The sequence below is a fragment of the Peribacillus simplex genome, from assembly GCF_001542915.1.
In the GTDB taxonomy this organism is placed as follows: domain Bacteria; phylum Bacillota; class Bacilli; order Bacillales; family DSM-1321; genus Peribacillus; species Peribacillus simplex_B.
In genome coordinates this window covers 63,422-84,667 of sequence record NZ_LNNH01000019.1, presented here as the reverse complement: position 1 = coordinate 84,667, position 21,246 = coordinate 63,422, and the positions used below count along the sequence as shown (strand labels likewise).

The window sequence follows — 21,246 nt, the reverse complement described above, 5'->3', positions numbered from 1 at the left end:
TTTCTCCAAATATTTGATTAAATGAAATATATCAACTTAAACTACTAATACATATGTTGGAGGGAGATTTATATGAAAGCTGAGATTTTGGCAGAAATAAAGCGTTATGATACGATCATTCTCCATCGTCATGTCCGTCCGGACCCGGATGCCTATGGTTCACAAGGGGGACTGGCGGAAATCCTGAAAGCATCTTTCCCTGAAAAACGGATATTCACTGTCGGTAAGGAAGAACCGTCATTGAATTATTTAAGAAGGCTTGATGTGATTTCGGATGAAACGTATCAAGGGGCTTTGGTGATCGTATGCGATACAGCAAATACGGACCGGATTTGTGATGCACGGTATAAAACGGGGGATAAGCTGATCAAGATCGATCATCATCCTAATGAAGATCCATATGGAGATATGCTGTGGGTCGATACAACAGCAAGTTCCACATGTGAAATGATTTATGATTTTTACCTGTTCGGCAAAGATCAAGGGTTGAAGATGGTTGACGAAGCGGCACGCCTTCTTTATGCAGGCATCGTTGGCGATACAGGACGCTTCCTGTTCCAGAGCACGACGGAAAAGACATTTGACCATGCCGGTGAATTGATCACCTATTCGTTTTCCCGCCCGCAGTTATATCAGGAGATGTACGATGTCAAGGAAAGCATCGTCCGCTTGAATGGTTATGTGCTGCAGCATTTTGAAATCCTGCCATATGGGACGGGGAAAATGATCATCACGAAAGATATCCTTGAAAAATTCGATGCTTCGGCATTGGAGGCTTCACAGCTCGTATCCGCGCTCGGCTCGATCAAAAATGTGAAATCATGGGTGTTTTTCATTGAAGAAGATCAAGAGATCAGAGTCCGTTTCCGTTCCAAAGGGCCGATCATCAATACGATCGCCCGGAAATACAACGGCGGCGGCCATCCGCTTGCTGCCGGGGCTTCGATCCATTCCTGGGATGAGGTCGATATGATCCTTGCCGATATGGAAGCGTTGAATAAAGCGGAATGAAAAAAAGGCAAAGGCCAAATCGAATGGGATTTGGCCTTTGCCTTTATGTTTTAGACACCAGTCAAGAAGTAGTCCTTTTGAGTTTGATCTCGATATTCATTTTCGTATAAAACATGATTTCGGAAACTTGAAGATGATACCGCTTTTTATTGATGGTCATGATTTTATTCTCGATGGATTTTTTCAATAACATCTTTCCGTTATATACACTCACGACATCCTTGGCAAGCAGCGAGGATAGATCGTCCTCTATCAAATCCTCCGCTTCCGCCACACTCAGATGATCGAGGCTATAATCCGTACCGTTCGTAATCTTCACTTCCACTTCCTGAATCGTTAAAATTTCTTCGTTTTGCTGATTCAATTTTTTATAATCTTGCTCCCAAATGGCGATTTTTCCATTCAAATCCTTGATTTCTTCCCGCTGCTCGTGAAGGGTCCGGATCTGCTTCTCCTGCTGGACCCCGTGCATATAAAAGAACATCACCCAGCTGAGCAATCCGCCAAGGGCAGCCCCGGCAAAAAAACGCTGCCAGGTGGGTGCCCGATGATAAGGGGGGATCCTCATGGGGAGATATGCTCCTGCGTGAACCAGTTGATGATCAGTGCTCCTGTCTGTGCACCGCCAAGCGCAGACAGAATCAATAGAACCTGTTTGACGATATCCTTCGTTTCCCCGTGAAAAATGCCGCGCTCAAAATTATAGACCATATCAAAAGTACCTCCGATCGCCGCGACGATGGCCCAAATCCGCAGGCTGTCCGATAATCGGAAAACAGCTGTCATCGGGGCCTGTCCCGTAAAAAAAGCGGCGAGGCCTCCGATTATCGAGCCGCCAAGCAGAACGCCAAGCGATATGAAAAAGCTGTTAAGAAAGGCAGGAACAAAGGCTTCATTCATGTATCATCATCCTTTTTGGCTTGATATTCTTCTATTCCAATTATATGGGGAGTGCAGGGGGAATATGATAGCCTGTGGAAATACGGTGCGAAATGGGATTGGAAATGAGAACATATTTTCTTTTTTTGAAATAAACACTATAATGAAAGAAACATGCCTTACAAAGGTGGGAGAAAAAAACGTGTATACTCATCTCCATATTCAGAGCGGATACAGCCTGCTGACAAGCACGGTGAAGATTACGGAACTTGTGGCCAAAGCGAAAGCGGATGGCTGTACAAGTCTTGCCTTGACCGATCGAAATGTCATGTACGGTTCAGTCTATTTTTATAAAGAATGCAAGAGACAGGGAATAAAGCCGATCATCGGGATTCTAGCGGATGTCCTGGATGAATGGGAAGCGGCGCATGGACTTCTGTTATTAGCAAAAAATCTACAAGGATACCAGAACCTGCTTAAGATAAGCAGTGCCATAAAAACGAAATCACCTTCGGGCATCCCGATGAATTGGCTTAAAGGCTACTCCAAGGGATTGATTGCGATCACGCCGGGGGCCGGAGGGGAAATAGAAACGCTGCTAAAGGAAGAAAGGCCGGAAGAAGCCCAACAGGCAGCCAGGAAGTTTCAGCAGATTTTTGGGGCGGATAACTTTTATGCATCGATACAGAGATTGTCGATTGCAAATGAAGAGGAAGGAAACGAAGCCATAAGTCTGCTTGCGAAAGAGTTAGGGATAAAGGTCGTAGCGACGAATCCAGTCTATTATTTGAACGAAAGCGATGCACTTGCCCAAGAAGTGTTGCTGGCGATCGGAAATGGGGACAAGCTCGCTGATGAAGCGCACACGGTGCTTGAATCCAAGCAATATTATTTGAAGAGCCGGAAACAGATGGCGGAGTTATTTCATGACAGGCCGGATGCACTCGAAAATACGCTCGTTATTGCCGGGCAATGCAACCTGGACATTCCGTTTCACCGGTCCCTGCTGCCTAAGTATCCTACCGAAGCCGGGATGACGGCAGAGGAAATGCTCGAAGCCGTTTGTTTCGATGGGTTGAAGAAGAGGCTGCCGGAGCCGCCCATTCAATATGAAGAGCGACTGCGATATGAATTGGATGTCATTACTAAGATGAAATTCAGCGATTACTTTTTAATCGTGTGGGACTTCATGAAATTTGCTAAGGATCAGCAAATCCTGACCGGACCTGGAAGGGGATCTGCCGCAGGGTCGATGGTCGCTTACGTGCTGTCGATAACGGATGTCGATCCAATCGAGCATTCCTTGCTGTTCGAGCGTTTCCTGAATCCGGAAAGGGTCTCGATGCCCGATATCGATATTGATTTCCCGGATAACCGCCGTGAAGAGGTGATTGCCTATGTCGCCAAGAAATACGGCGAATATCATGTAGCTCAAATCATTACGTTCGGTACATTGGCGGCCAAAGCCGCATTGAGGGACACGGGACGCGTTTTCGGATTGAATTCCAAGGAACAGGAAGCGGTCTCGAAAATGATTCCAAACCGCCTTGGCATAACGCTGCCTGAGGCTTTCAAGGAATCGAAGCGGCTGCGCGATTTCGTTAATGAGAGCAATCTGAATCAAAAGCTTTTTCAAACGGCGCTATTGCTTGAAGGATTGCCTCGCCACACTTCGACTCATGCTGCAGGTATCGTCATCAGCGACCAGGCTCTGACCGAGCATATCCCGATTTCCGGAGGGCATGAGGGCATCCATCTGACGCAGTATCCGATGGACCTTCTTGAAGAGCTTGGTCTCCTTAAAATGGACTTCCTGGGACTCCGCAACTTGACGCTCATCGATAATATTATAAAAAATATCCAAAAAGGAACCGGGAGAAAGCTCGACCTTTCCCAAATCCCCATGGATGATCCCGAAACCCTGGCGTTATTAGGGAGAGGCGAAACAACCGGAGTGTTTCAATTCGAATCGGATGGCATCAGGAAGGTTTTGGTCAAGCTGAAGCCGAACCGATTCGAGGATATCGTCGCGGTCAATGCCCTCTACCGTCCAGGTCCGATGGAAAACATTCCATTGTTCATCGAGCGAAAGCATGGTTTGGCGCCCATCGATTACTTGCACGAGGATTTGCGGGATATACTGGAGCCTACATATGGAGTCATTGTCTATCAAGAACAAATCATGCAAATTGCCTCACGCCTGGCCGGTTTTTCACTTGGGGAAGCAGACCTGCTCAGGAGGGCCGTTTCCAAGAAGAAAAAAGATGTACTGGATGAGGAGCGTCAGCATTTTGTCAGCGGGGCCTTGCAGCAAGGATATTCCGAAAAAACCGCGGATGAGATATACTCCTTGATCGTGCGGTTCGCCAATTATGGATTCAACCGCAGCCATGCGGTCGCATACAGTGTCATTGCCTATCAGCTGGGATACTTGAAAACCCACTACCCTGAATATTTCATGGCAGCTCTCATGACATCGGTAATCGGGAATGATGAAAAGGTCGCCCAATATATCCGAGAGGCAAAAAAGAAAGGGATTGCCGTCCTTGCTCCTTCAATTAACCGGAGCGGCTATCCGTTCATACCGGAAAAGGAAGGAATCCGTTTTAGCCTAGGAGCCATTAAAGGGATAGGGGGTACCGTCTTGAAGGAAATCTTTGCGGCAAGACGGCAAAAGAAATTCGAGGATTTATTCGACTTCTGTTTGCGAGTATCGGGTAAGATCGTCAATAGAAAGGTGCTCGAGGCCCTTGTGAATTCAGGTGCATTCGATGAATTCGGGGAAGACCGGGCTACATTGCTGGCAAGCCTGGACGTCGCGATAAGCCATACTGAATTGGTCAATCCGGACGATGATCTATTCGATATGTTTTCGGATGGCGAATTTTCCCTCAAGCCTAAGTACAATCATGTCGACCCCATCCCGATCGAAGACAAACTGGCATTGGAAAAAAACGCATTGGGACTTTACCTATCGAATCATCCCGTGACCGGCTACAGGGAGCTTTTCCAATACTTCGGCTGTTTGAGCATAGATGAAGCGACCAATAAGAAGGAATCGAAAATCTTGCTTGGCGCCTATATTACATCGGTAAAAACGATAAGGACGAAAAAGGGCGATGTGATGGCATTTTTGAGCGTAAGTGATGAAGAGGGGGATATCGAAGCGGTCGCTTTCCCGAATGTGTATAAACTCCATTCTGCGGAATTGAGCCACGGACAAGTCATCATGCTGCAAGGAACGCTGGAAGAGCGTGATGGAAAAAACCAGCTGCTGATCAAAAGTGTATACCCGCTCGAAAAAGTGAAGCAAATGAAGGAAGAAAAAAATGGAACGATCTTCCTGAAGGTTGAAGCTGACAAGCAAACGAATGACACGCTGCAAAAAATAAAAAAAATTTTACTGCAGCACGGCGGCGAAACGAAGGTCATGCTTTTTTACGAAAGGGAAAACCGCTATGTACAGCTATCTTATTGGGATTGGGTCAATCCTACCGACAGTTTGTTGCAGGCATTAATTGACATGGTCGGAAAAGGGAATGTGGTTTACAAGAAAGAATAACTGTTTTACAACTTTAATAGATATGTTATATTGAAAACAGGCCGCTGTGGTCTGACCACTAGATTTCAGCATATAATATCCGGGTTGCCCAATTCGTTTTAGGAGTGAAAATATGTCATTAAGAGAAGAAGCTTTACATATGCATCGCTTGAATCAAGGGAAATTAGAAACAGTTTCGAAAGTGCCTGTTAGGAATGCAGTGGATTTAAGCCTCGCTTACTCTCCTGGCGTTGCAGAACCTTGTAAAGAAATTTACGATAAGCCGGAAACCGTTTATGATTACACGATGAAAGGGAATACCGTCGCAGTGATTTCCGATGGGACGGCTGTGCTGGGGCTTGGGAACATAGGTCCGGAGGCCGCTTTACCAGTCATGGAAGGTAAAGCCGTTTTATTTAAAAGCTTTGCGGGAGTGGACTCTTTTCCAATTTGTTTAAAAACGACGGATGTGGATAAAATTGTAGAGACCGTTAAATTACTCGAGCCAACATTCGGAGGAGTCAATCTAGAGGACATCGCTGCACCGAATTGCTTTGAAATCGAAGAACGGCTCAAGAAAGAAATGAACATCCCTGTTTTTCATGATGATCAGCACGGTACAGCGATTGTAACTGTTGCCGGTCTTGTAAATGCATTACGTCTTGTCAATAAATCGATATCAGAAATAAAAGTGGTGGCGAATGGGGCTGGAGCTGCCGGCATCGCCATCATTAAATTGCTTTATAGCTATGGCGTTCGTGACATCATCATGTGTGATACGAAAGGTGCCATTTATGAGGGCCGTTCGACAGGCATGAATGATATCAAGGAACAAGTGGCCAAAGTGACCAATCGAAATAAGGTTTCAGGACCTTTGGAAGCGGTCATCCATGACGCTGATGTGTTTATTGGCGTTTCTGCCGCAGGTGCATTGACTAAAGAAATGGTTTCAACGATGAACCGGGATGCGATCATCTTTGCGATGGCCAATCCGGATCCGGAAATCATGCCTGAAGATGCGAAAGCTGCAGGTGCAAGAGTGGTAGGTACGGGTCGTTCGGATTTCCCGAATCAGGTTAATAACGTTCTTGCATTTCCGGGGATTTTCCGCGGAGCATTGGATGTACGTGCGACACATATCAATGAAAAGATGAAGGTGGCGGCTGTAAAGGCTATTGCCGGTTTAATACAAGAACATGAGCTGAATGAAGATTATGTGATTCCTGCTCCTTTTGATGAGAGGGTGGCTCCTGCCGTTGCCTCTGCTGTTGCGAAGGCAGCAATGGAAACGGGAGTGGCCAGAATTCATGTCGATCCTGAGGAAATTAAAGAAAAAACAAGGAAATTAGCGATCATTGGAAAAAGTGAGGAATAATTAATTTGAAGGATCGTACTTCTTCATCCAAAATTTATCTCGATGTCGTTGAGAGCCTTCGTAGAATGATTGAAGCGGACAGCCTCTTGCCAGGGGATAAAATCCCCTCGGAAAGGGAGCTGTCGGATCGTTTGAATGTCGGCCGTTCCTCAGTCCGTGAGGCATTGCGTGCCTTGGAGCTATTAGGATTGATAGAGACGAGGCGTGGTGAAGGGACGTTTATCAGGGATTTCCAGGAGCATAAGCTAGTCGAGCTTCTGGGAACCTTTTTTTTGCAAGACAAAAAGGTACAAGAAGATTTGGCTGAGACGAAACGGTTGATTGAAATCGACTGTTTGAGGATCGTCGCTTTCTTCACAACGGCCGAAGAAATCAAGCGGCTGGTGAGCTGGGTCAAAGCGGAGGAGTTCCGTGATGACGACTTCTTCTTAAGAATTGCGATATTGAACCGAAACCGATTACTGGAAAGAATCTGGCGCATTGTCAACAGCTATGCTAGAACATCAGAGATGGTGCTGGGTAATGTGGAAAAAGAAGATTATCTGTCACTTCTTACATATTTGCTCGAACGGGATGAAGAAAAAGCTATCGAAACGTATCTTATTAGAATCAGAAATATGTCGAAGGACGAGTGACACCTTTTTACACGATACTGATTTCATTTCTGATATAGTTTGTACCAAGTATCATAAAACAGATAATTGGTGGTAAAGGGAGGATTAAGCTTGCTTAAAGAGCTATTTGCGAAGTCTAAGAAGAAATATGCAACGGTTCCTTTAGATCGGGAGAAACAAGATGTACCAGAAGGAATTATGACTAAATGCCCCGGCTGTAAAAAAATCATGTATACAAAAGAATTATTGAAAAACAAGAAAGTCTGCCTCCGCTGCGGGTTCCATCATTCGATGTCTTCACATGAACGAATCGAATGTTTATTTGATGCCGGCAGTTTCAAGGAATTCGATAAAGAAATGATATCCGTCAATCCGCTTGGATTCCCGGACTACTTGGACAAATTGGAGAAGGATAAAAAGAAGGCCAAAATTAACGAGGCGGTCGTTACAGGAGTGGGGACCATCAATGGGTACCAAGTGTCGACAGCCATCATGGATTCCAATTTCCGGATGGGAAGCATGGGGTCGGTCGTTGGCGAAAAAATTACCCGTGCCATCGAACGCGCAGGTGAATTGAAGATCCCGTTCATCATATTTACAGCATCTGGCGGCGCCCGGATGCAGGAAGGCGTACTGAGCTTGATGCAGATGGCCAAGACAAGCGCTGCCCTCAAGATGTTCAGCAATGAAGGCGGCTTGATCGTATCGATGATGACCCACCCAACTACGGGCGGTGTTTCGGCAAGCTTCGCTTCACTTGGTGATATTAACCTAGCTGAACCGGGTGCCTTGATCGGTTTTGCCGGGCGCAGGATCATTGAACAGACGATCCATGAAGAACTTCCAGAAGACTTCCAAACGGCCGAGTTTCTGATGAAGCACGGTCAATTGGATGCGGTCGTTAAGCGTACTGAATTGAAAGAAACCTTGACGACGATCCTAAAAATCCATGCCCCGGGTGGTGAATGGTCATGATATATGAATTAGAGTTCGAGCGTCCCGTTACGGAACTGAGAAATAAAATTAAAGAGCTGAAGGCACTTACGAAAAATGCTGACGTGGATCTTACGGTTGAGATCGAAACCCTGGAAAAACGTTTGGAAAAGCTGGAAGCGGATATTTATGATCATTTAAAACCGTGGGATCGAGTGCAGATTGCCCGTCATCCGGCCCGCCCGACAACGCTTGATTACATCCCGTTATTATTCAATGACTTCATCGAGTTTCATGGTGACCGTTATTATGGGGACGATGAGGCGATTGTCGCTGGCATCGCCCAGTTCGATGGGCGGTCCGTGACCGTCATCGGTCATCAGCGCGGCAAGGATACGAAGGAGAATATCCGTCGTAACTTTGGCATGCCCCATCCAGAGGGCTATCGAAAAGCGCTGCGATTGATGAAACAGGCGGAAAAATTCAATCGGCCGATCATTTGCTTCATCGACACGAAGGGAGCATTCCCTGGGAAGGCTGCAGAAGAACGCGGTCAAAGCGAAGCCATTGCTAAAAACCTTTTTGAAATGGCCGGGCTGAAGGTGCCGGTCATCAGCATCGTCATCGGCGAAGGCGGAAGTGGCGGTGCCTTGGCACTTGGAGTTGGAGATCGGATTTTCATGCTTGAGAATTCAACATACTCGGTCATTTCTCCTGAAGGGGCTGCTGCGTTATTATGGAAGGATGCTTCCCAGGCTAAAAGAGCTGCTGAATCGATGCAGATTACGGCTCCTGACCTGAATCGCTTAGGGGTCATCGATGAAATCATCCCGGAAGTAAAAGGCGGCGCCCACCGGAATGCAAATGTTCAGGCAGAAGCCATAAAGGAAACCTTGAAACGTTCATTTAATGAGCTCCTCCCATTGAAAAGTGAAGATCTCATCAACCAACGTTACATGAAATTCAAGAAAATCGGTGAATATGAATTCGCAAAACAATCTGAGGGGAAACCTGAGGACGTAAAACAGCATTCATAAACATCTGTAAAGGAAAAAACGTGCTGCCTGGGGCAACACGTTTTTTCAGCCTTTCCTACGGAGTGGTACGTCGGTGGCCAACCCTAAAGCTATGATTGTATGAAGAATGTAAAGATTTGCGCCATATTACTTCAATTTCTGAACAGAATCGGTTAGTCTAATAACATCAAGTGACCATAAGTTGAAATAGTTACTGCTTATTGAAGCTTGAAAAAGGGTACAATGGTATATAAGGGCTTAAATTTGATTAGTGTTGTAGAGAGGTGACATTTATGAAAAGAATAGGTGTATTGACAAGCGGAGGAGATTCTCCAGGCATGAATGCGGCAGTCCGAGCGGTTGTCCGGAAAGCCATTTTTCATGAAATGGAGGTCTTCGGGATTTATCATGGCTATCAGGGGCTGATTAACGGGGATATAAGGCAGCTTGAACTTGGATCTGTCGGTGATATCATCCATCGCGGGGGTACGATGCTACATACAGCTCGCTGTCTCGATTTCAAGACAGAGGAGGGCCAGCTAAAAGGAATAGAACAATTGAATAAATTTGGGATCGAGGGCCTTGTCGTAATAGGCGGCGATGGTTCTTACATGGGAGCCAAGGCATTGACTGAAAGGGGCTTTCCTTGTATAGGGGTTCCAGGAACGATTGATAATGACATACCTGGGACAGACTTTACGATCGGCTTCGATACGGCTCTGAATACCGTCATTGATGCCATCGATAAAATCCGTGATACGGCGACTTCTCATGAACGCACTTATGTCGTTGAAGTAATGGGAAGAAATGCTGGGGATATCGCACTTTGGGCCGGACTGGCCGGAGGGGCGGAAACGATCCTTTGCCCGGAGTATGATTACGATATGGATGATTTGGTCGGGAAGTTGAATCGCGGGCATGAACGCGGCAAAAAACATAGTATCATCATCGTTGCGGAAGGTGTCGGGAGTGCTGTCGATGTTTCCAGGAAAATTGAGGAAAAGGCAGGAGTCGAAACACGCGTGACGGTTCTTGGCCATGTTCAGCGGGGCGGATCTCCTTCCGCAAACGACCGTGTCCTGGCAAGCAGACTCGGTGCCAGAGCCGTGGAATTGCTTTTGGAGGGCAAAGGGGGCCGGGCTGTCGGGATAGAACAGAATCGACTTGTCGACCATGGTATCATCGATGTCCTAGGTAAACAGCATACAATCGACAAGAAAATGTATGATTTATCGTCCGAGCTATCCATCTAGGCAATCAGTATCGTCCAATGAACAGATTGAAGAATTCCGTAAAAAAGTAGAGACACATTACACTACGCCCCTGTCTCCATAAGTTGGACAGGCGGCGAGTTTTCAAGGAGGAGCACACCATGCGAAAAACCAAGATTGTTTGTACGATCGGCCCCGCAAGTGAAAGCATCGAAAAGCTGGTTCAATTAATAGAAGCGGGGATGAATGTGGCTAGGCTTAACTTTTCTCATGGCAATCATGAAGAACATGCCGCCAGAATCAGCAACATAAGGGAAGCTAGCGAAAAATCAGGGAAACAGGTAGCGATCCTGCTGGACACAAAAGGACCTGAAATACGCACCAATAACATGGAGAACGATTCCATGGAGCTAGTAGCCGGTAACGAAGTCATCATTTCCATGACGGAAGTGCTTGGAACGCCAGAGAAATTTTCCATTACTTATGAAGGACTTCTTCATGATGTCCACACCGGATCGAAAATCCTGTTGGATGATGGATTGATCGGTCTTGAAGTATTGAAGATTGATGAAGCAAGAAAAGAAATCCATACAAAAATATTGAATAGCGGTACCCTGAAGAACAAAAAAGGTGTCAATGTGCCGGGTGTGTCGGTCAATCTGCCAGGCATCACGGAGAAAGACGAACAGGATATCTTGTTTGGGATAGGACAGGGTATCGATTTTGTCGCGGCATCATTTGTACGGAGAGCCTCCGACGTCCTTGAAGTCCGTGAATTACTGCAGCAAAATGGAGCGGAGCATATTCAAATCATCCCTAAAATCGAAAACCAGGAAGGCGTCGACCGTCTTGATGAAATCCTCGAAGTTTCAGATGGCTTGATGGTGGCTCGCGGAGACTTGGGTGTGGAAATTCCTGCTGAAGAAGTGCCGCTAGTCCAAAAGCAAATGATCAAAAAGTGCAACAACGCCGGAAAACCGGTCATTACGGCTACACAAATGCTTGATTCCATGCAGCGTAACCCAAGGCCGACACGGGCTGAAGCAAGTGACGTCGCCAACGCCATCTTTGATGGAACGGATGCCATCATGCTGTCAGGAGAAACAGCTGCGGGAACTTATCCTGTAGAAGCGGTGCAAACGATGCATAACATAGCATCACGTGCTGAATCAGCGCTTAATTATCGGGATATATTATCAATCAGAAGTAAAGTGAACCGTCATAATGTCACGGATGCCATCGGTCAGTCGGTTGCCCATACTGCACTTAATCTTAATGCCGGAGCGATCATCACGCCTACCGAAAGCGGTCATACGGCAAGGATGATTTCTAAATATCGCCCTAAAGCACCAATCATTGCGGTTACGTCCAATGACCATGTTTCTAGAAGCCTTGCGTTAGCTTGGGGAGTTTATCCGCAAATCGGACCGAAGGCGACAACTACGGATGAAATGCTTCAAACGGCGATCGATGAAAGCCTGCACTCAGGTTTAGTATCACATGGAGACTTAGTGGTCATAACTGCCGGCGTCCCTGTCGGTGAAACGGGTACGACTAACCTGATGAAGATTCATGTATTGGGAGAGGTTCTTTTGAAGGCGCAAGGAATCGGCAGGAAATCCGCAAAAGGCCAAGTGGTCATAGCGAAGAATGCCAAGGAAGCTTTGGAAAAAGTAACGGAAGGATCCGTATTGGTTACGATCGGTTCCGATCGGGATATGATGCCGGCCATTGAAAAATGTGCAGCATTGATTACCGAAGAAGGCGGATTGACAAGTCATGCCGCTGTCGTGGGCGTCACTCTGGGCATTCCTGTCATCGTGGGCGCTGAAGACGCGACCAAAGCCTTCAAGGATGGACAAAGAGTAACTGTCGATTCAGGCCGTGGCGTCATTTATGATGGACATGCCAACGTTTTATAGAATGAAATTTTTGGCTCATTCCAGCCGATGAGGTAAGATGGGTGTACCGTACCAGAAATGGGCTGTGCAGGAGGAAAGTAAATGAGATATTTTTTATTCTTTATCATTGCGATGCCGGTCGTTGAAATCATTGTCCTATTGCTGTCAGGAAAGGTGATTGGCTTTTGGCCTACGTTGTTCCTGATCATAGCCACTGGTTTAATCGGAGCCTATCTTGCTAAAAAGCAAGGGATGGAAACCTGGAGAAAGGCACAGGAACAGATCCGTTATGGAATGATGCCTGGAAATGAAATCATTGATGGGATCTGTATTTTTATCGGAGCTGCCCTGCTGCTGTCCCCAGGTCTCATCTCGGATATCATGGGATTGATCCTTGTGTTTCCGCCAACCCGGAATCTCCTCAAACCGATCGTTATCCGTTTTTTTATGAACAGGATGAACAAAGGAAAAGTCACCGTCATCCGGCATAAGTAATATAAGGCTGTTTAAGGGCTCACGCTTTTAAACAGCCTTTTTATTTTTGGGAAAGGAAATCAATGAAAGCATCCCGGAGTATCTCCAGGGATGTTTTTTTATTTCATGGGAGGAATCGCGCTCTGTTTTCACCGCTAAAGAATGACATGGAATGGCTGAATAGTGGGGAAACGCCTAGTGAAAACGTTGATAAAAGAGGCTTTTTTTACCTTGTTCTCATTTTTCTGAATTTTTTAGAAAAAACTGGTGACAAATTTATACAATGTGTTATATAATACAAACAGGAAATGAAACAACTGTATTATAACATAGGGGAATTGGAAAGGAAGTGGAGAGGCAACATGATTACGGAAGCAAAAGGCTTACAAATTACAGGCAACGTTAAGCCGGGATATGAACAAATACTTACAGCGGAAGCTCTACAATTCATTGAAAGGATCGAGCGGCATTTCGGTGAAAGAAGAAAGGAACTTCTAGAACGGCGCCTTAGCGTTCAAGAAGACTTGAATCAAGGCAAGCTCCCTGATTTCCTTGAAGAAACGAAGCATGTTCGCGAAAGTGATTGGACCATTGCCCCACTCCCGCACGACCTGCAAGACCGCAGGGTTGAAATTACCGGGCCAGTCGACCGTAAGATGATCATCAATGCGATGAATTCCGGTGCCAATGTTTTTATGGCCGACTTTGAAGACGCCAACTCACCCACTTGGGAAAATTGCCTGGATGGTCAGCTGAATTTGCGCGATGCAATCAGGGGTACGATTTCATTCGATAATCAAAATGGGAAAGTATATGAATTAAAGGGAAAAACAGCTGTACTGAAGGTAAGGCCCCGCGGCTGGCATTTAGAAGAAAAACATGTTCTTTTGGATGGACAGCCAATATCAGCAAGCATCTTTGACTTTGGCCTTTACTTCTACCATAACGCTAAAGCATTGATGGAAAAACAAAGCGGCCCATATTTCTACCTGCCCAAAATGGAAAGCCATCTGGAAGCAAGACTATGGAATGATATTTTCGTATATGCACAGAACGATTTGAGAATCCCGCAAGGAACCATCAAGGCTACGGTGTTGATTGAAACGATTCTTGCCGCATTTGAAATGGACGAAATTCTGTACGAGCTGAAAGAGCATTCGGCTGGCCTGAACTGTGGACGCTGGGATTATATCTTTAGTTTCCTGAAAAAATTCCGTCACTCGGATGATGTCATATTCCCTGATCGCCTTCAGGTCACGATGACTGTACCGAACATGAGGGCATATTCTTTATTGGCTATCAAAACATGCCACACTCGAAATGCTCCGGCTATCGGCGGAATGGCCGCACAAATCCCGGTGAAAAATGATCCGGTCAAGAATGACGAGGCTTTTGCGAAAGTCCGTGCCGATAAGGAGCGCGAGGCAAGGGACGGGCACGATGGAACCTGGGTGGCGCATCCAGGTATGGTAAGTACGGCGAAAGAAGTATTTGACCTGCTTGTACCGAAACCGAACCAAATTTACCGGAAACGTGAAGATGTCCATGTAACGGCGCAAGAGTTACTCGCAGTACCCGAAGGAACCATCACTGAAGCAGGATTGAGGACGAACATTAATGTAGGCATCCAATATATTGCCTCTTGGTTAAGCGGCAGAGGGGCAGCTCCGATTAATAACTTAATGGAAGATGCAGCGACGGCCGAAATTTCAAGAGCTCAAGTTTGGCAATGGATCCGCCATCCAAAAGGGATTCTCGATGATGGCAGGAACATAGACGAGGCATTATTCCACCAAATCAAAGCAGAGGAATTGGCGGCCATTAAAACGGAGGTAGGGGAAGAAACCTTCCAAACAGGAAAGTTCGCAGAAGCTACTAAACTATTTGAAGAATTGATTGTAGCTGATGAGTTTGCTGATTTCTTAACCAATCCGGCATACGAGCAATTATCTTAATTTTTAAAATACTCATATAAAACAGGGGGAAATGACAATGACGAATGAAAGAGTGCAACAATTACAACAAAGCTGGGAAAACGACTCACGGTGGACTGGGATCAAACGACCTTATACGGCTGAAGAAGTGATTAAATTAAGAGGTTCGATCGATATCGAACAAACATTGGCCCGTCGTGGTTCCGAAAAATTATGGAATCTTTTGAAAACGGAGGATTTCATCAATGCATTGGGAGCGTTGACTGGCAACCAGGCCATGCAACAGGTGAAGGCCGGTTTAAAAGCGATTTACCTTAGTGGCTGGCAAGTGGCAGCCGATGCTAACATTGCCGGGCAAATGTACCCGGATCAAAGTCTATATCCGGCCAACTCCGTGCCGCAAGTGGTTAAACGCATTAATCAGACCCTTCAGCGTGCAGATCAAATCAGCTTTGCTGAAGGGAAAAATGATATTGATTGGTTCGCTCCAATCGTGGCGGATGCTGAGGCTGGCTTTGGCGGCTCGCTTAATGTTTTTGAATTAATGAAAGGCATGATCGAAGCCGGAGCAGCTGGCGTTCACTTTGAAGACCAACTTTCCTCCGAGAAAAAATGCGGTCACTTAGGCGGCAAGGTTCTTCTTCCGACCCAAACGGCCGTGCGTAATTTGGTTTCCGCCCGTTTGGCAGCCGACGTAATGGGGACACCGACGATTTTGATTGCTCGTACGGATGCAGATGCTGCCGATTTGATTACCGATGATATCGATCCGGTGGATGCGCCTTTCATTACAGGTGAAAGGACTCCAGAAGGGTTCTACCGTACGAATGCAGGTCTGGACCAAGCCATTGCACGCGGTTTGGCATATGCACCGTATGCCGACCTGATCTGGTGCGAGACTTCGGAACCTAATCTGGCTGATGCCCGCCGTTTTGCGGAAGCGATCCATGCAGAGTTCCCGGGGAAACTGCTAGCTTACAATTGTTCACCATCATTCAACTGGAAAGCGAAATTAAGCGATGAAGAAATTGCTACCTACCAAGTCGAATTAGGTAAATTGGGTTACAAATTCCAATTCGTTACACTTGCAGGCTTCCACTCATTGAATCACAGCATGTTCAATCTTGCTCTAGGTTACAAAGAGCGCGGAATGGCTGCATACTCTGAACTGCAGCAGGCTGAGTTCGCCAGTGAAGCGGAAGGGTATACGGCAACACGTCATCAACGTGAAGTGGGAACGGGTTATTTCGATGAAGTGGCACAAGTCGTTTCAGGAGGAACCTCGTCCACGACGGCACTTGCCGGTTCTACTGAAGCAGAGCAATTCGAGACTTCGAAATAAGCTTGATATATAAAAAATCCGCCTCGATCCGAGGCGGATTTTTATATGATATCAGGAGAATGCTATCTATATATTGGTGATGTACTTATGTGGTCTTTTTTGTATCCGCGCCGATGATGAAGGTCCAAATGGCCTGGAAGACATGGGCCCGCTGAAGAGTATTGAAGATCACGAGTACGACAGGGCCAGCTATCAGTCCTAGGAACCCGATCAATTTGAAGCCGATGAACAGGGCGATGAGAGTGGCAAGCGGATCGAGTCCGATACTGGAAGAGAGGACCTTGGGCTCTATCAACTGACGTTGGACGACCACGATTATGTAAAGCACCGACAAACCGATTGCAAGACTCGTATTTCCGACGATGAACTCGAAAATGATCCATGGAATGAAGATCGTGCCCGTCCCTAAATAAGGAATGATATCGACCAAGCCGCAAATGAGGGCAATCGTAATCGAATAATTAACCCCTAAAATGAGAAACCCGATCAAAATCGTGACAGTCGTCAATGAGACAAGCGTGAATTGTGCACGGATGAAGCCGAATAAGGCCCGTTTCAAGTCCCTGAACAAACGCTTGGCACCTGAAAAAATCTTATCGGGCAGCACACTGCTGGTCATCCTGCCAAAGGTGTCCCAATCCTTGCTGATGAAGAAAGTGCCCAGCAGCGTAAAAAGGAGTGCTGTTGCAGTGGTTGGGAACCAGCCGATGATTGTGGGAATGTTCTTCAAGAACGCTTGAATGAACCCGCTTACTCCTGTAGTGATGGATTCGCCGATGTTTTGGATATTCTTGAGGACGGTATCCTGCTGGTCGACATCCAAATTATTGAACATCGCCGCGATTTGGTTGTATAAAGGGATGATGGTGGTGGCGATGTAGGACTCTACATAGTCCACGATCGTTTCGATATGTTCAGGGATGACTCCTGCAAGGTAATTGGTACCGGAGATGATTTCGGTTACCAGCAGAGTGATGAGCCCCGCAAATATCAGAAAAATGAGTAAGAGGGAAACGAATACGGCAAACCCCCGTGGTAACCTGCCTTTCTTTTCGAAGAAAGTGACAAGCGGATTCATCAAGAATGCGATTACCATGGCGATGATGAATGGATATGTATATTTGGACAAATAAAACAAGGCAATCCCACCTAAAATCACCCCGCCGATGACGAGCAAAGAACGAATGAAGCGATACATATAAACTGGATTCAAAGACATATCCTCCTTCAATCATAAAGTTTGTATTATAATTGTAACGAGAATGGAAATGAAAGGAAAGATTCTTTCGTCCTTCGATGTAACTATTTACACAAATTGTCCTCTCCTTTAACAAGGAAAGAAGGAAATTTGCTATGTTAAAATAATAAAATAATAAAAAGAATGGAGTCGAAGGCATAATGGTAAACGGACCTATCGCATTTTTAATATTGCTTGCAGCGATCGGCTGGTTCGGGAAAAATACATCGCTGATCATGGCTGCAGGTTTTCTGCTGATCATGAAAGTGGTTGGTCTTGACGCTAAGGTTTTCCCCTATCTCGAGGCGAAAGGAATCAATTTGGGGGTCACGATCATCACCATTTCCGTATTGATACCGATCGCGAATGGGGCAATCGGGTTCAAGGAGCTCGGAGATGCGGTTAAATCCCCGTATGCCTGGATCGCGCTTGCATCCGGAATAGCGGTTGCGCTTATAGCAAAAAATGGGATTACACTATTATCACATGATCCCCACATCACCACGGCCCTTGTTTTTGGGACGATTCTTGCGGTAGCCTTATTCAAGGGCGTTGCCGTTGGTCCGTTAATCGGGGCTGGCATTGCTTATTTATGCATGCAAATCTTCAATTTTTTCAAATGAAGAAGGAAGCGGATGAACAAAAACCTCGACCGTCATGGAAATGGAATTATTCTATTTAATGTTTCATTTATTCTGCTTTGTAACGGAATTCTCGAAAAAACGTTAGAGGCCTTCTTTGAAAATGCAAGAGAATATGTAGCTAATTCTTCTGATAAAATAATAATTTTTTCACATTTTAAGTGCTTTTCATTCCCAAAAAAGTGTTTATTGTTTATAATAATGTTGTAACTGCTCAGGATTATTAAAATTGGGATTCAGAATATCCATGATATTTTGAGGAATCTTAAAAAAGATGTAGTTATTGAGCAAGCGCTCACTAGGAATGGCTACAAGCATTAAATTTTTAGATCTTATCTTAAGGTTTAGCGTACATTTTACTATTGTGGGGTTTTATTTCTGTGAACGCTTCCAACATTAAGATGTATGTCTTCTGCTAAAAAATAGATGGTTGTATTCAATAGCTAATCTCTTGGAAGCGCTATATTTATACGCAATGAGCAAGGACATAGGGGAATATTCAGGAAAAGGAGAGATTTAGTATGACAGCAACAAAAGGTCTTGAAGGTGTGGTAGCAACAACTTCATCAGTAAGCTCCATCATCGATGATACATTAACGTATGTAGGTTATGACATCGACGATTTGGCTGTAAATGCATCATTCGAAGAAGTAATCTATCTATTATGGCACGGAGCTCTTCCGACCAAAAGCCAATTAGAAGAATTGACTAAACAACTTGCTGAAAATGCTGAAATTCCAGCTGAAGTGGTTAATCATTTCAAAACTTACCCAATTGATAAAGTGCACCCAATGGGAGCTCTTCGCACAGCCGTTTCCCTACTTGGTCTATATGATGAAGAGGCAGACGTAATGAGTGAAGAAGCTAACTATCGTAAAGCCATCCGCATCCAAGCTAAAATCCCTACATTGGTAACAACTTTCGCTCGTATCCGTCAAGGAAAAGAATCGATTGCACCGCGTACAGATTTAAGCTTTGCTGCTAACTTCTTATATATGTTAAGCGGCAATGAACCAACGGCAATCGAAGAAGAAGCATTCAACAAAGCGTTGGTCCTTCATGCTGACCATGAATTGAACGCTTCTACATTCACGGCACGTGTTTGTGTGGCTACATTATCCGATATCTATTCCGGTGTTACTTCTGCCCTTGGCGCTTTAAAAGGCCCACTTCACGGCGGAGCTAACGAACAAGTCATGAAAATGCTTACGGAAATCGGTTCCGTTGAAAATGTAGAGCCTTACATCAACGAAAAATTAGCCAATAAAGAAAAAATCATGGGCTTTGGCCACCGTGTATACCGTAAAGGCGATCCGCGTGCCAAGCACCTTAAGGAAATGTCCCAAAAATTGACGGAGCTTACTGGACAACCTCAATATTATGATATGTCCATTAAAATCAATGACATCGTAACGGGTCAAAAAAATCTTCCGCCAAACGTGGATTTCTATTCCGCTTCGGTATACCATAGTTTAGGTATCGAGCACGACCTATTTACACCAATCTTTGCTGTGAGCCGTGCTTCAGGCTGGATCGCTCATATCCTTGAGCAATATTCCAACAACCGTTTGATCCGTCCGCGTGCAGACTATGTTGGACCAGGTATGCAAAAATACGTACCGATTGAAAAACGCTAAGTAAAAGTTTTTCGAAACTTATTTTTATTTCAACGGATTTGTAGTAAATTAATAGATGTGAGTAAAATGGGTTAGTGGTGCTGCCTGCTTTAAAGGTGGACCATCTAACCTTTGAATTTGAATCGGAGGTAAGAGACATGACACAAAGCCAAAAAATCACAGTTACTAACGGTGCTCTTAACGTGCCAAACAACCCAATCGTTCCTTATATCGAGGGAGACGGAATCGGTCCTGATATCTGGGCAGCAGCTTCTCGCGTTTTGGACGCAGCAGTTGAAAAAGCCTACAATGGCGAAAAGAAAATCGAATGGAAAGAAGTTTTAGCTGGACAAAAAGCATTTGACCAAACAGGCGAATGGCTTCCGCAAGAAACTTTAGATGTCATTAACGAATATCTGATCGCGATTAAAGGACCTCTTACAACTCCAATCGGTGGCGGTATCCGTTCATTGAACGTTGCATTGCGTCAAGTATTGGACTTATTCGTATGTCTTCGCCCAGTACGTTACTTTGAAGGTGTACCTTCTCCAGTAAAACGTCCGGAAGACACTGATATGGTCATCTTCCGTGAAAACACTGAAGATATCTATGCAGGCATCGAGTATGCAAAAGGTTCTGATGAAGCGAAGAAATTAATCGATTTCCTACAAACTGAATTCGGTGTGACAAACATCCGTTTCCCAGAAACTTCTGGTATCGGGATCAAACCGATTTCCGAAGAAGGAACAAAACGTCTTGTTCGCTCTGCGCTTAACTATGCGATCAAAGAAGGCCGTAAATCATTAACGCTTGTTCATAAAGGCAACATCATGAAATTCACGGAAGGCGCATTCAAAACTTGGGGCTATGAAGTTGCTGAACAAGAATTCGCCGACAAAGTGTTCACATGGAACCAATATGACAAAATTAAAGACGCAGAAGGCACTGAAGCTGCTAACCAAGCACAATCTGCTGCTGAAGCTGAAGGCAAAATCATCGTTAAGGATTCCATTGCTGATATCTTCTTACAACAAATCCTGACTCGTCCTAAAGAGTTTGATGTTGTTGCAACAATGAACTTGAACGGAGATTACATCTCAGATGCATTGGCTGCACAAGTTGGCGGAATCGGTATCGCTCCAGGAGCAAACATCAACTACGAAACTGGACATGCCATCTTCGAAGCAACTCACGGAACGGCTCCGAAATATGCTGGCCTTGATAAAGTTAACCCATCTTCCGTTCTTCTTTCAGGCGTTCTTTTACTTGAACACCTTGGCTGGAACGAAGCTGCTAACAGCATCACGAAATCAGTTGAACAAACGATCGCTTCTAAAGTTGTTACATATGACTTTGCCCGCCTAATGGAAGGTGCAACAGAAGTTAAATGTTCCGAGTTCGCTGACGAGCTTATCAAAAACCTTAAATAATAATCTTTGCTTATGATGCTTTCCGGAAAAGTTCCTCTGCGGGTTCTTTTCCGGAAGGCTTATATGTGTACATGAGGACGTTGTAAGTATT

At 45.3% G+C, this 21,246-nt stretch carries 17 protein-coding genes; 14 read left to right on the top strand and 3 right to left on the bottom strand.

Translation table 11 applies throughout. From position 1 onward, the window contains the following. The first annotated feature begins 72 nt into the window (after positions 1 to 72). Positions 73 to 1,011 (top strand): DHH family phosphoesterase, encoded by a 939-nt coding sequence (locus tag AS888_RS11175; protein WP_061142232.1) that lies wholly within the window; start codon positions 73 to 75, stop codon positions 1,009 to 1,011. A 61-nt stretch (positions 1,012 to 1,072) separates the two neighbouring features. Here AS888_RS11175 and ytrI read toward each other — a convergent pair whose 3' ends face one another. Further along, positions 1,073 to 1,579 (bottom strand): sporulation membrane protein YtrI, encoded by a 507-nt coding sequence (ytrI, locus tag AS888_RS11170; RefSeq protein ID WP_061142231.1) that lies wholly within the window; start codon positions 1,577 to 1,579, stop codon positions 1,073 to 1,075. After that, complete coding sequence (gene ytrH / locus AS888_RS11165) at positions 1,576 to 1,911, bottom strand: sporulation membrane protein YtrH (RefSeq protein ID WP_061142230.1); 336 nt, start codon at positions 1,909 to 1,911, stop codon at positions 1,576 to 1,578. Before ytrH ends, ytrI begins: the two co-directional genes overlap by 4 nt. A 181-nt stretch (positions 1,912 to 2,092) precedes the next feature. Here ytrH and dnaE point away from each other — a divergent pair, with 181 nt between their 5' ends. From dnaE to aceA, 10 genes are all read left to right on the top strand, one after another. Then, positions 2,093 to 5,452 (top strand): DNA polymerase III subunit alpha, encoded by a 3,360-nt coding sequence (gene dnaE, locus AS888_RS11160; protein WP_311316476.1) that lies wholly within the window; start codon positions 2,093 to 2,095, stop codon positions 5,450 to 5,452. A gap of 112 nt (positions 5,453 to 5,564) precedes the next feature. Next, positions 5,565 to 6,806: an NADP-dependent malic enzyme gene (ystJ, locus tag AS888_RS11155; RefSeq protein WP_061142229.1), complete on the top strand. Its 1,242-nt coding sequence runs from the start codon at positions 5,565 to 5,567 to the stop codon at positions 6,804 to 6,806. Between the two features lie 5 nt (positions 6,807 to 6,811). After that, entirely contained in the window at positions 6,812 to 7,441 is a 630-nt protein-coding gene (locus AS888_RS11150) for a FadR/GntR family transcriptional regulator (RefSeq protein ID WP_081092399.1), read from the top strand. Between the two features lie 90 nt (positions 7,442 to 7,531). Next, complete coding sequence (gene accD / locus AS888_RS11145; protein WP_061142228.1) at positions 7,532 to 8,395, top strand: acetyl-CoA carboxylase, carboxyltransferase subunit beta; 864 nt, start codon at positions 7,532 to 7,534, stop codon at positions 8,393 to 8,395. Then, entirely contained in the window at positions 8,392 to 9,390 is a 999-nt protein-coding gene (gene accA / locus AS888_RS11140; protein ID WP_061142227.1) for an acetyl-CoA carboxylase carboxyl transferase subunit alpha, read from the top strand. The genes accD and accA overlap by 4 nt, the downstream gene beginning before the upstream one ends. A gap of 272 nt (positions 9,391 to 9,662) precedes the next feature. Continuing rightward, complete coding sequence (gene pfkA, locus AS888_RS11135; protein WP_061142226.1) at positions 9,663 to 10,622, top strand: 6-phosphofructokinase; 960 nt, start codon at positions 9,663 to 9,665, stop codon at positions 10,620 to 10,622. A gap of 119 nt (positions 10,623 to 10,741) precedes the next feature. Further along, positions 10,742 to 12,502 (top strand): pyruvate kinase, encoded by a 1,761-nt coding sequence (gene pyk, locus AS888_RS11130; protein WP_061142225.1) that lies wholly within the window; start codon positions 10,742 to 10,744, stop codon positions 12,500 to 12,502. Between the two features lie 81 nt (positions 12,503 to 12,583). Continuing rightward, the gene (locus AS888_RS11125) at positions 12,584 to 12,976 is read left to right on the top strand and encodes an FxsA family protein (protein WP_061142224.1); all 393 of its coding nucleotides are present in this window, start codon (positions 12,584 to 12,586) and stop codon (positions 12,974 to 12,976) included. A 341-nt stretch (positions 12,977 to 13,317) separates the two neighbouring features. Beyond that, complete coding sequence (aceB, locus tag AS888_RS11115) at positions 13,318 to 14,910, top strand: malate synthase A (RefSeq protein ID WP_061142222.1); 1,593 nt, start codon at positions 13,318 to 13,320, stop codon at positions 14,908 to 14,910. 37 nt (positions 14,911 to 14,947) lie between these two features. After that, on the top strand, positions 14,948 to 16,231 hold the full coding sequence (aceA, locus tag AS888_RS11110) for an isocitrate lyase (RefSeq protein ID WP_061142221.1): 1,284 nt from the start codon (positions 14,948 to 14,950) through the stop codon (positions 16,229 to 16,231). A gap of 85 nt (positions 16,232 to 16,316) precedes the next feature. Here aceA and ytvI read toward each other — a convergent pair whose 3' ends face one another. Further along, entirely contained in the window at positions 16,317 to 17,444 is a 1,128-nt protein-coding gene (gene ytvI, locus AS888_RS11105; RefSeq protein WP_061142220.1) for a sporulation integral membrane protein YtvI, read from the bottom strand. Between the two features lie 185 nt (positions 17,445 to 17,629). On the opposite strand from ytvI, the gene AS888_RS11100 reads away from it, so the two are divergent. The 3 genes from AS888_RS11100 (at position 17,630) to icd (ending at position 21,155) form a co-directional block, all read left to right on the top strand. Further along, complete coding sequence (locus tag AS888_RS11100) at positions 17,630 to 18,091, top strand: DUF441 domain-containing protein (RefSeq protein WP_061142219.1); 462 nt, start codon at positions 17,630 to 17,632, stop codon at positions 18,089 to 18,091. 539 nt (positions 18,092 to 18,630) lie between these two features. Further along, positions 18,631 to 19,746: a citrate synthase gene (citZ, locus tag AS888_RS11090; RefSeq protein WP_061142217.1), complete on the top strand. Its 1,116-nt coding sequence runs from the start codon at positions 18,631 to 18,633 to the stop codon at positions 19,744 to 19,746. Positions 19,747 to 19,841: 95 nt separating this feature from the next. Further along, positions 19,842 to 21,155 (top strand): NADP-dependent isocitrate dehydrogenase, encoded by a 1,314-nt coding sequence (gene icd, locus AS888_RS11085; RefSeq protein ID WP_260320185.1) that lies wholly within the window; start codon positions 19,842 to 19,844, stop codon positions 21,153 to 21,155. Positions 21,156 to 21,246 lie beyond the last annotated feature (91 nt).

What these genes read in the sequence shown, in the direction of transcription:
- pyk (WP_061142225.1), top strand. Translation starts at nt 10,742, where the DNA reads ATGCGAAAAACCAAGATTGTTTGTACGATCGGCCCCGCAAGTGAAAGC.
- AS888_RS11125 (WP_061142224.1), top strand. Translation starts at nt 12,584, where the DNA reads ATGAGATATTTTTTATTCTTTATCATTGCGATGCCGGTCGTTGAAATC.
- AS888_RS11175 (WP_061142232.1), top strand. Translation starts at nt 73, where the DNA reads ATGAAAGCTGAGATTTTGGCAGAAATAAAGCGTTATGATACGATCATT.
- accA (WP_061142227.1), top strand. Translation starts at nt 8,392, where the DNA reads ATGATATATGAATTAGAGTTCGAGCGTCCCGTTACGGAACTGAGAAAT.
- pfkA (WP_061142226.1), top strand. Translation starts at nt 9,663, where the DNA reads ATGAAAAGAATAGGTGTATTGACAAGCGGAGGAGATTCTCCAGGCATG.
- ytrH (WP_061142230.1), bottom strand. Translation starts at nt 1,911, where the DNA reads ATGAATGAAGCCTTTGTTCCTGCCTTTCTTAACAGCTTTTTCATATCG.
- ystJ (WP_061142229.1), top strand. Translation starts at nt 5,565, where the DNA reads ATGTCATTAAGAGAAGAAGCTTTACATATGCATCGCTTGAATCAAGGG.
- aceA (WP_061142221.1), top strand. Translation starts at nt 14,948, where the DNA reads ATGACGAATGAAAGAGTGCAACAATTACAACAAAGCTGGGAAAACGAC.
- ytrI (WP_061142231.1), bottom strand. Translation starts at nt 1,579, where the DNA reads ATGAGGATCCCCCCTTATCATCGGGCACCCACCTGGCAGCGTTTTTTT.
- AS888_RS11100 (WP_061142219.1), top strand. Translation starts at nt 17,630, where the DNA reads ATGGTAAACGGACCTATCGCATTTTTAATATTGCTTGCAGCGATCGGC.
- citZ (WP_061142217.1), top strand. Translation starts at nt 18,631, where the DNA reads ATGACAGCAACAAAAGGTCTTGAAGGTGTGGTAGCAACAACTTCATCA.
- aceB (WP_061142222.1), top strand. Translation starts at nt 13,318, where the DNA reads ATGATTACGGAAGCAAAAGGCTTACAAATTACAGGCAACGTTAAGCCG.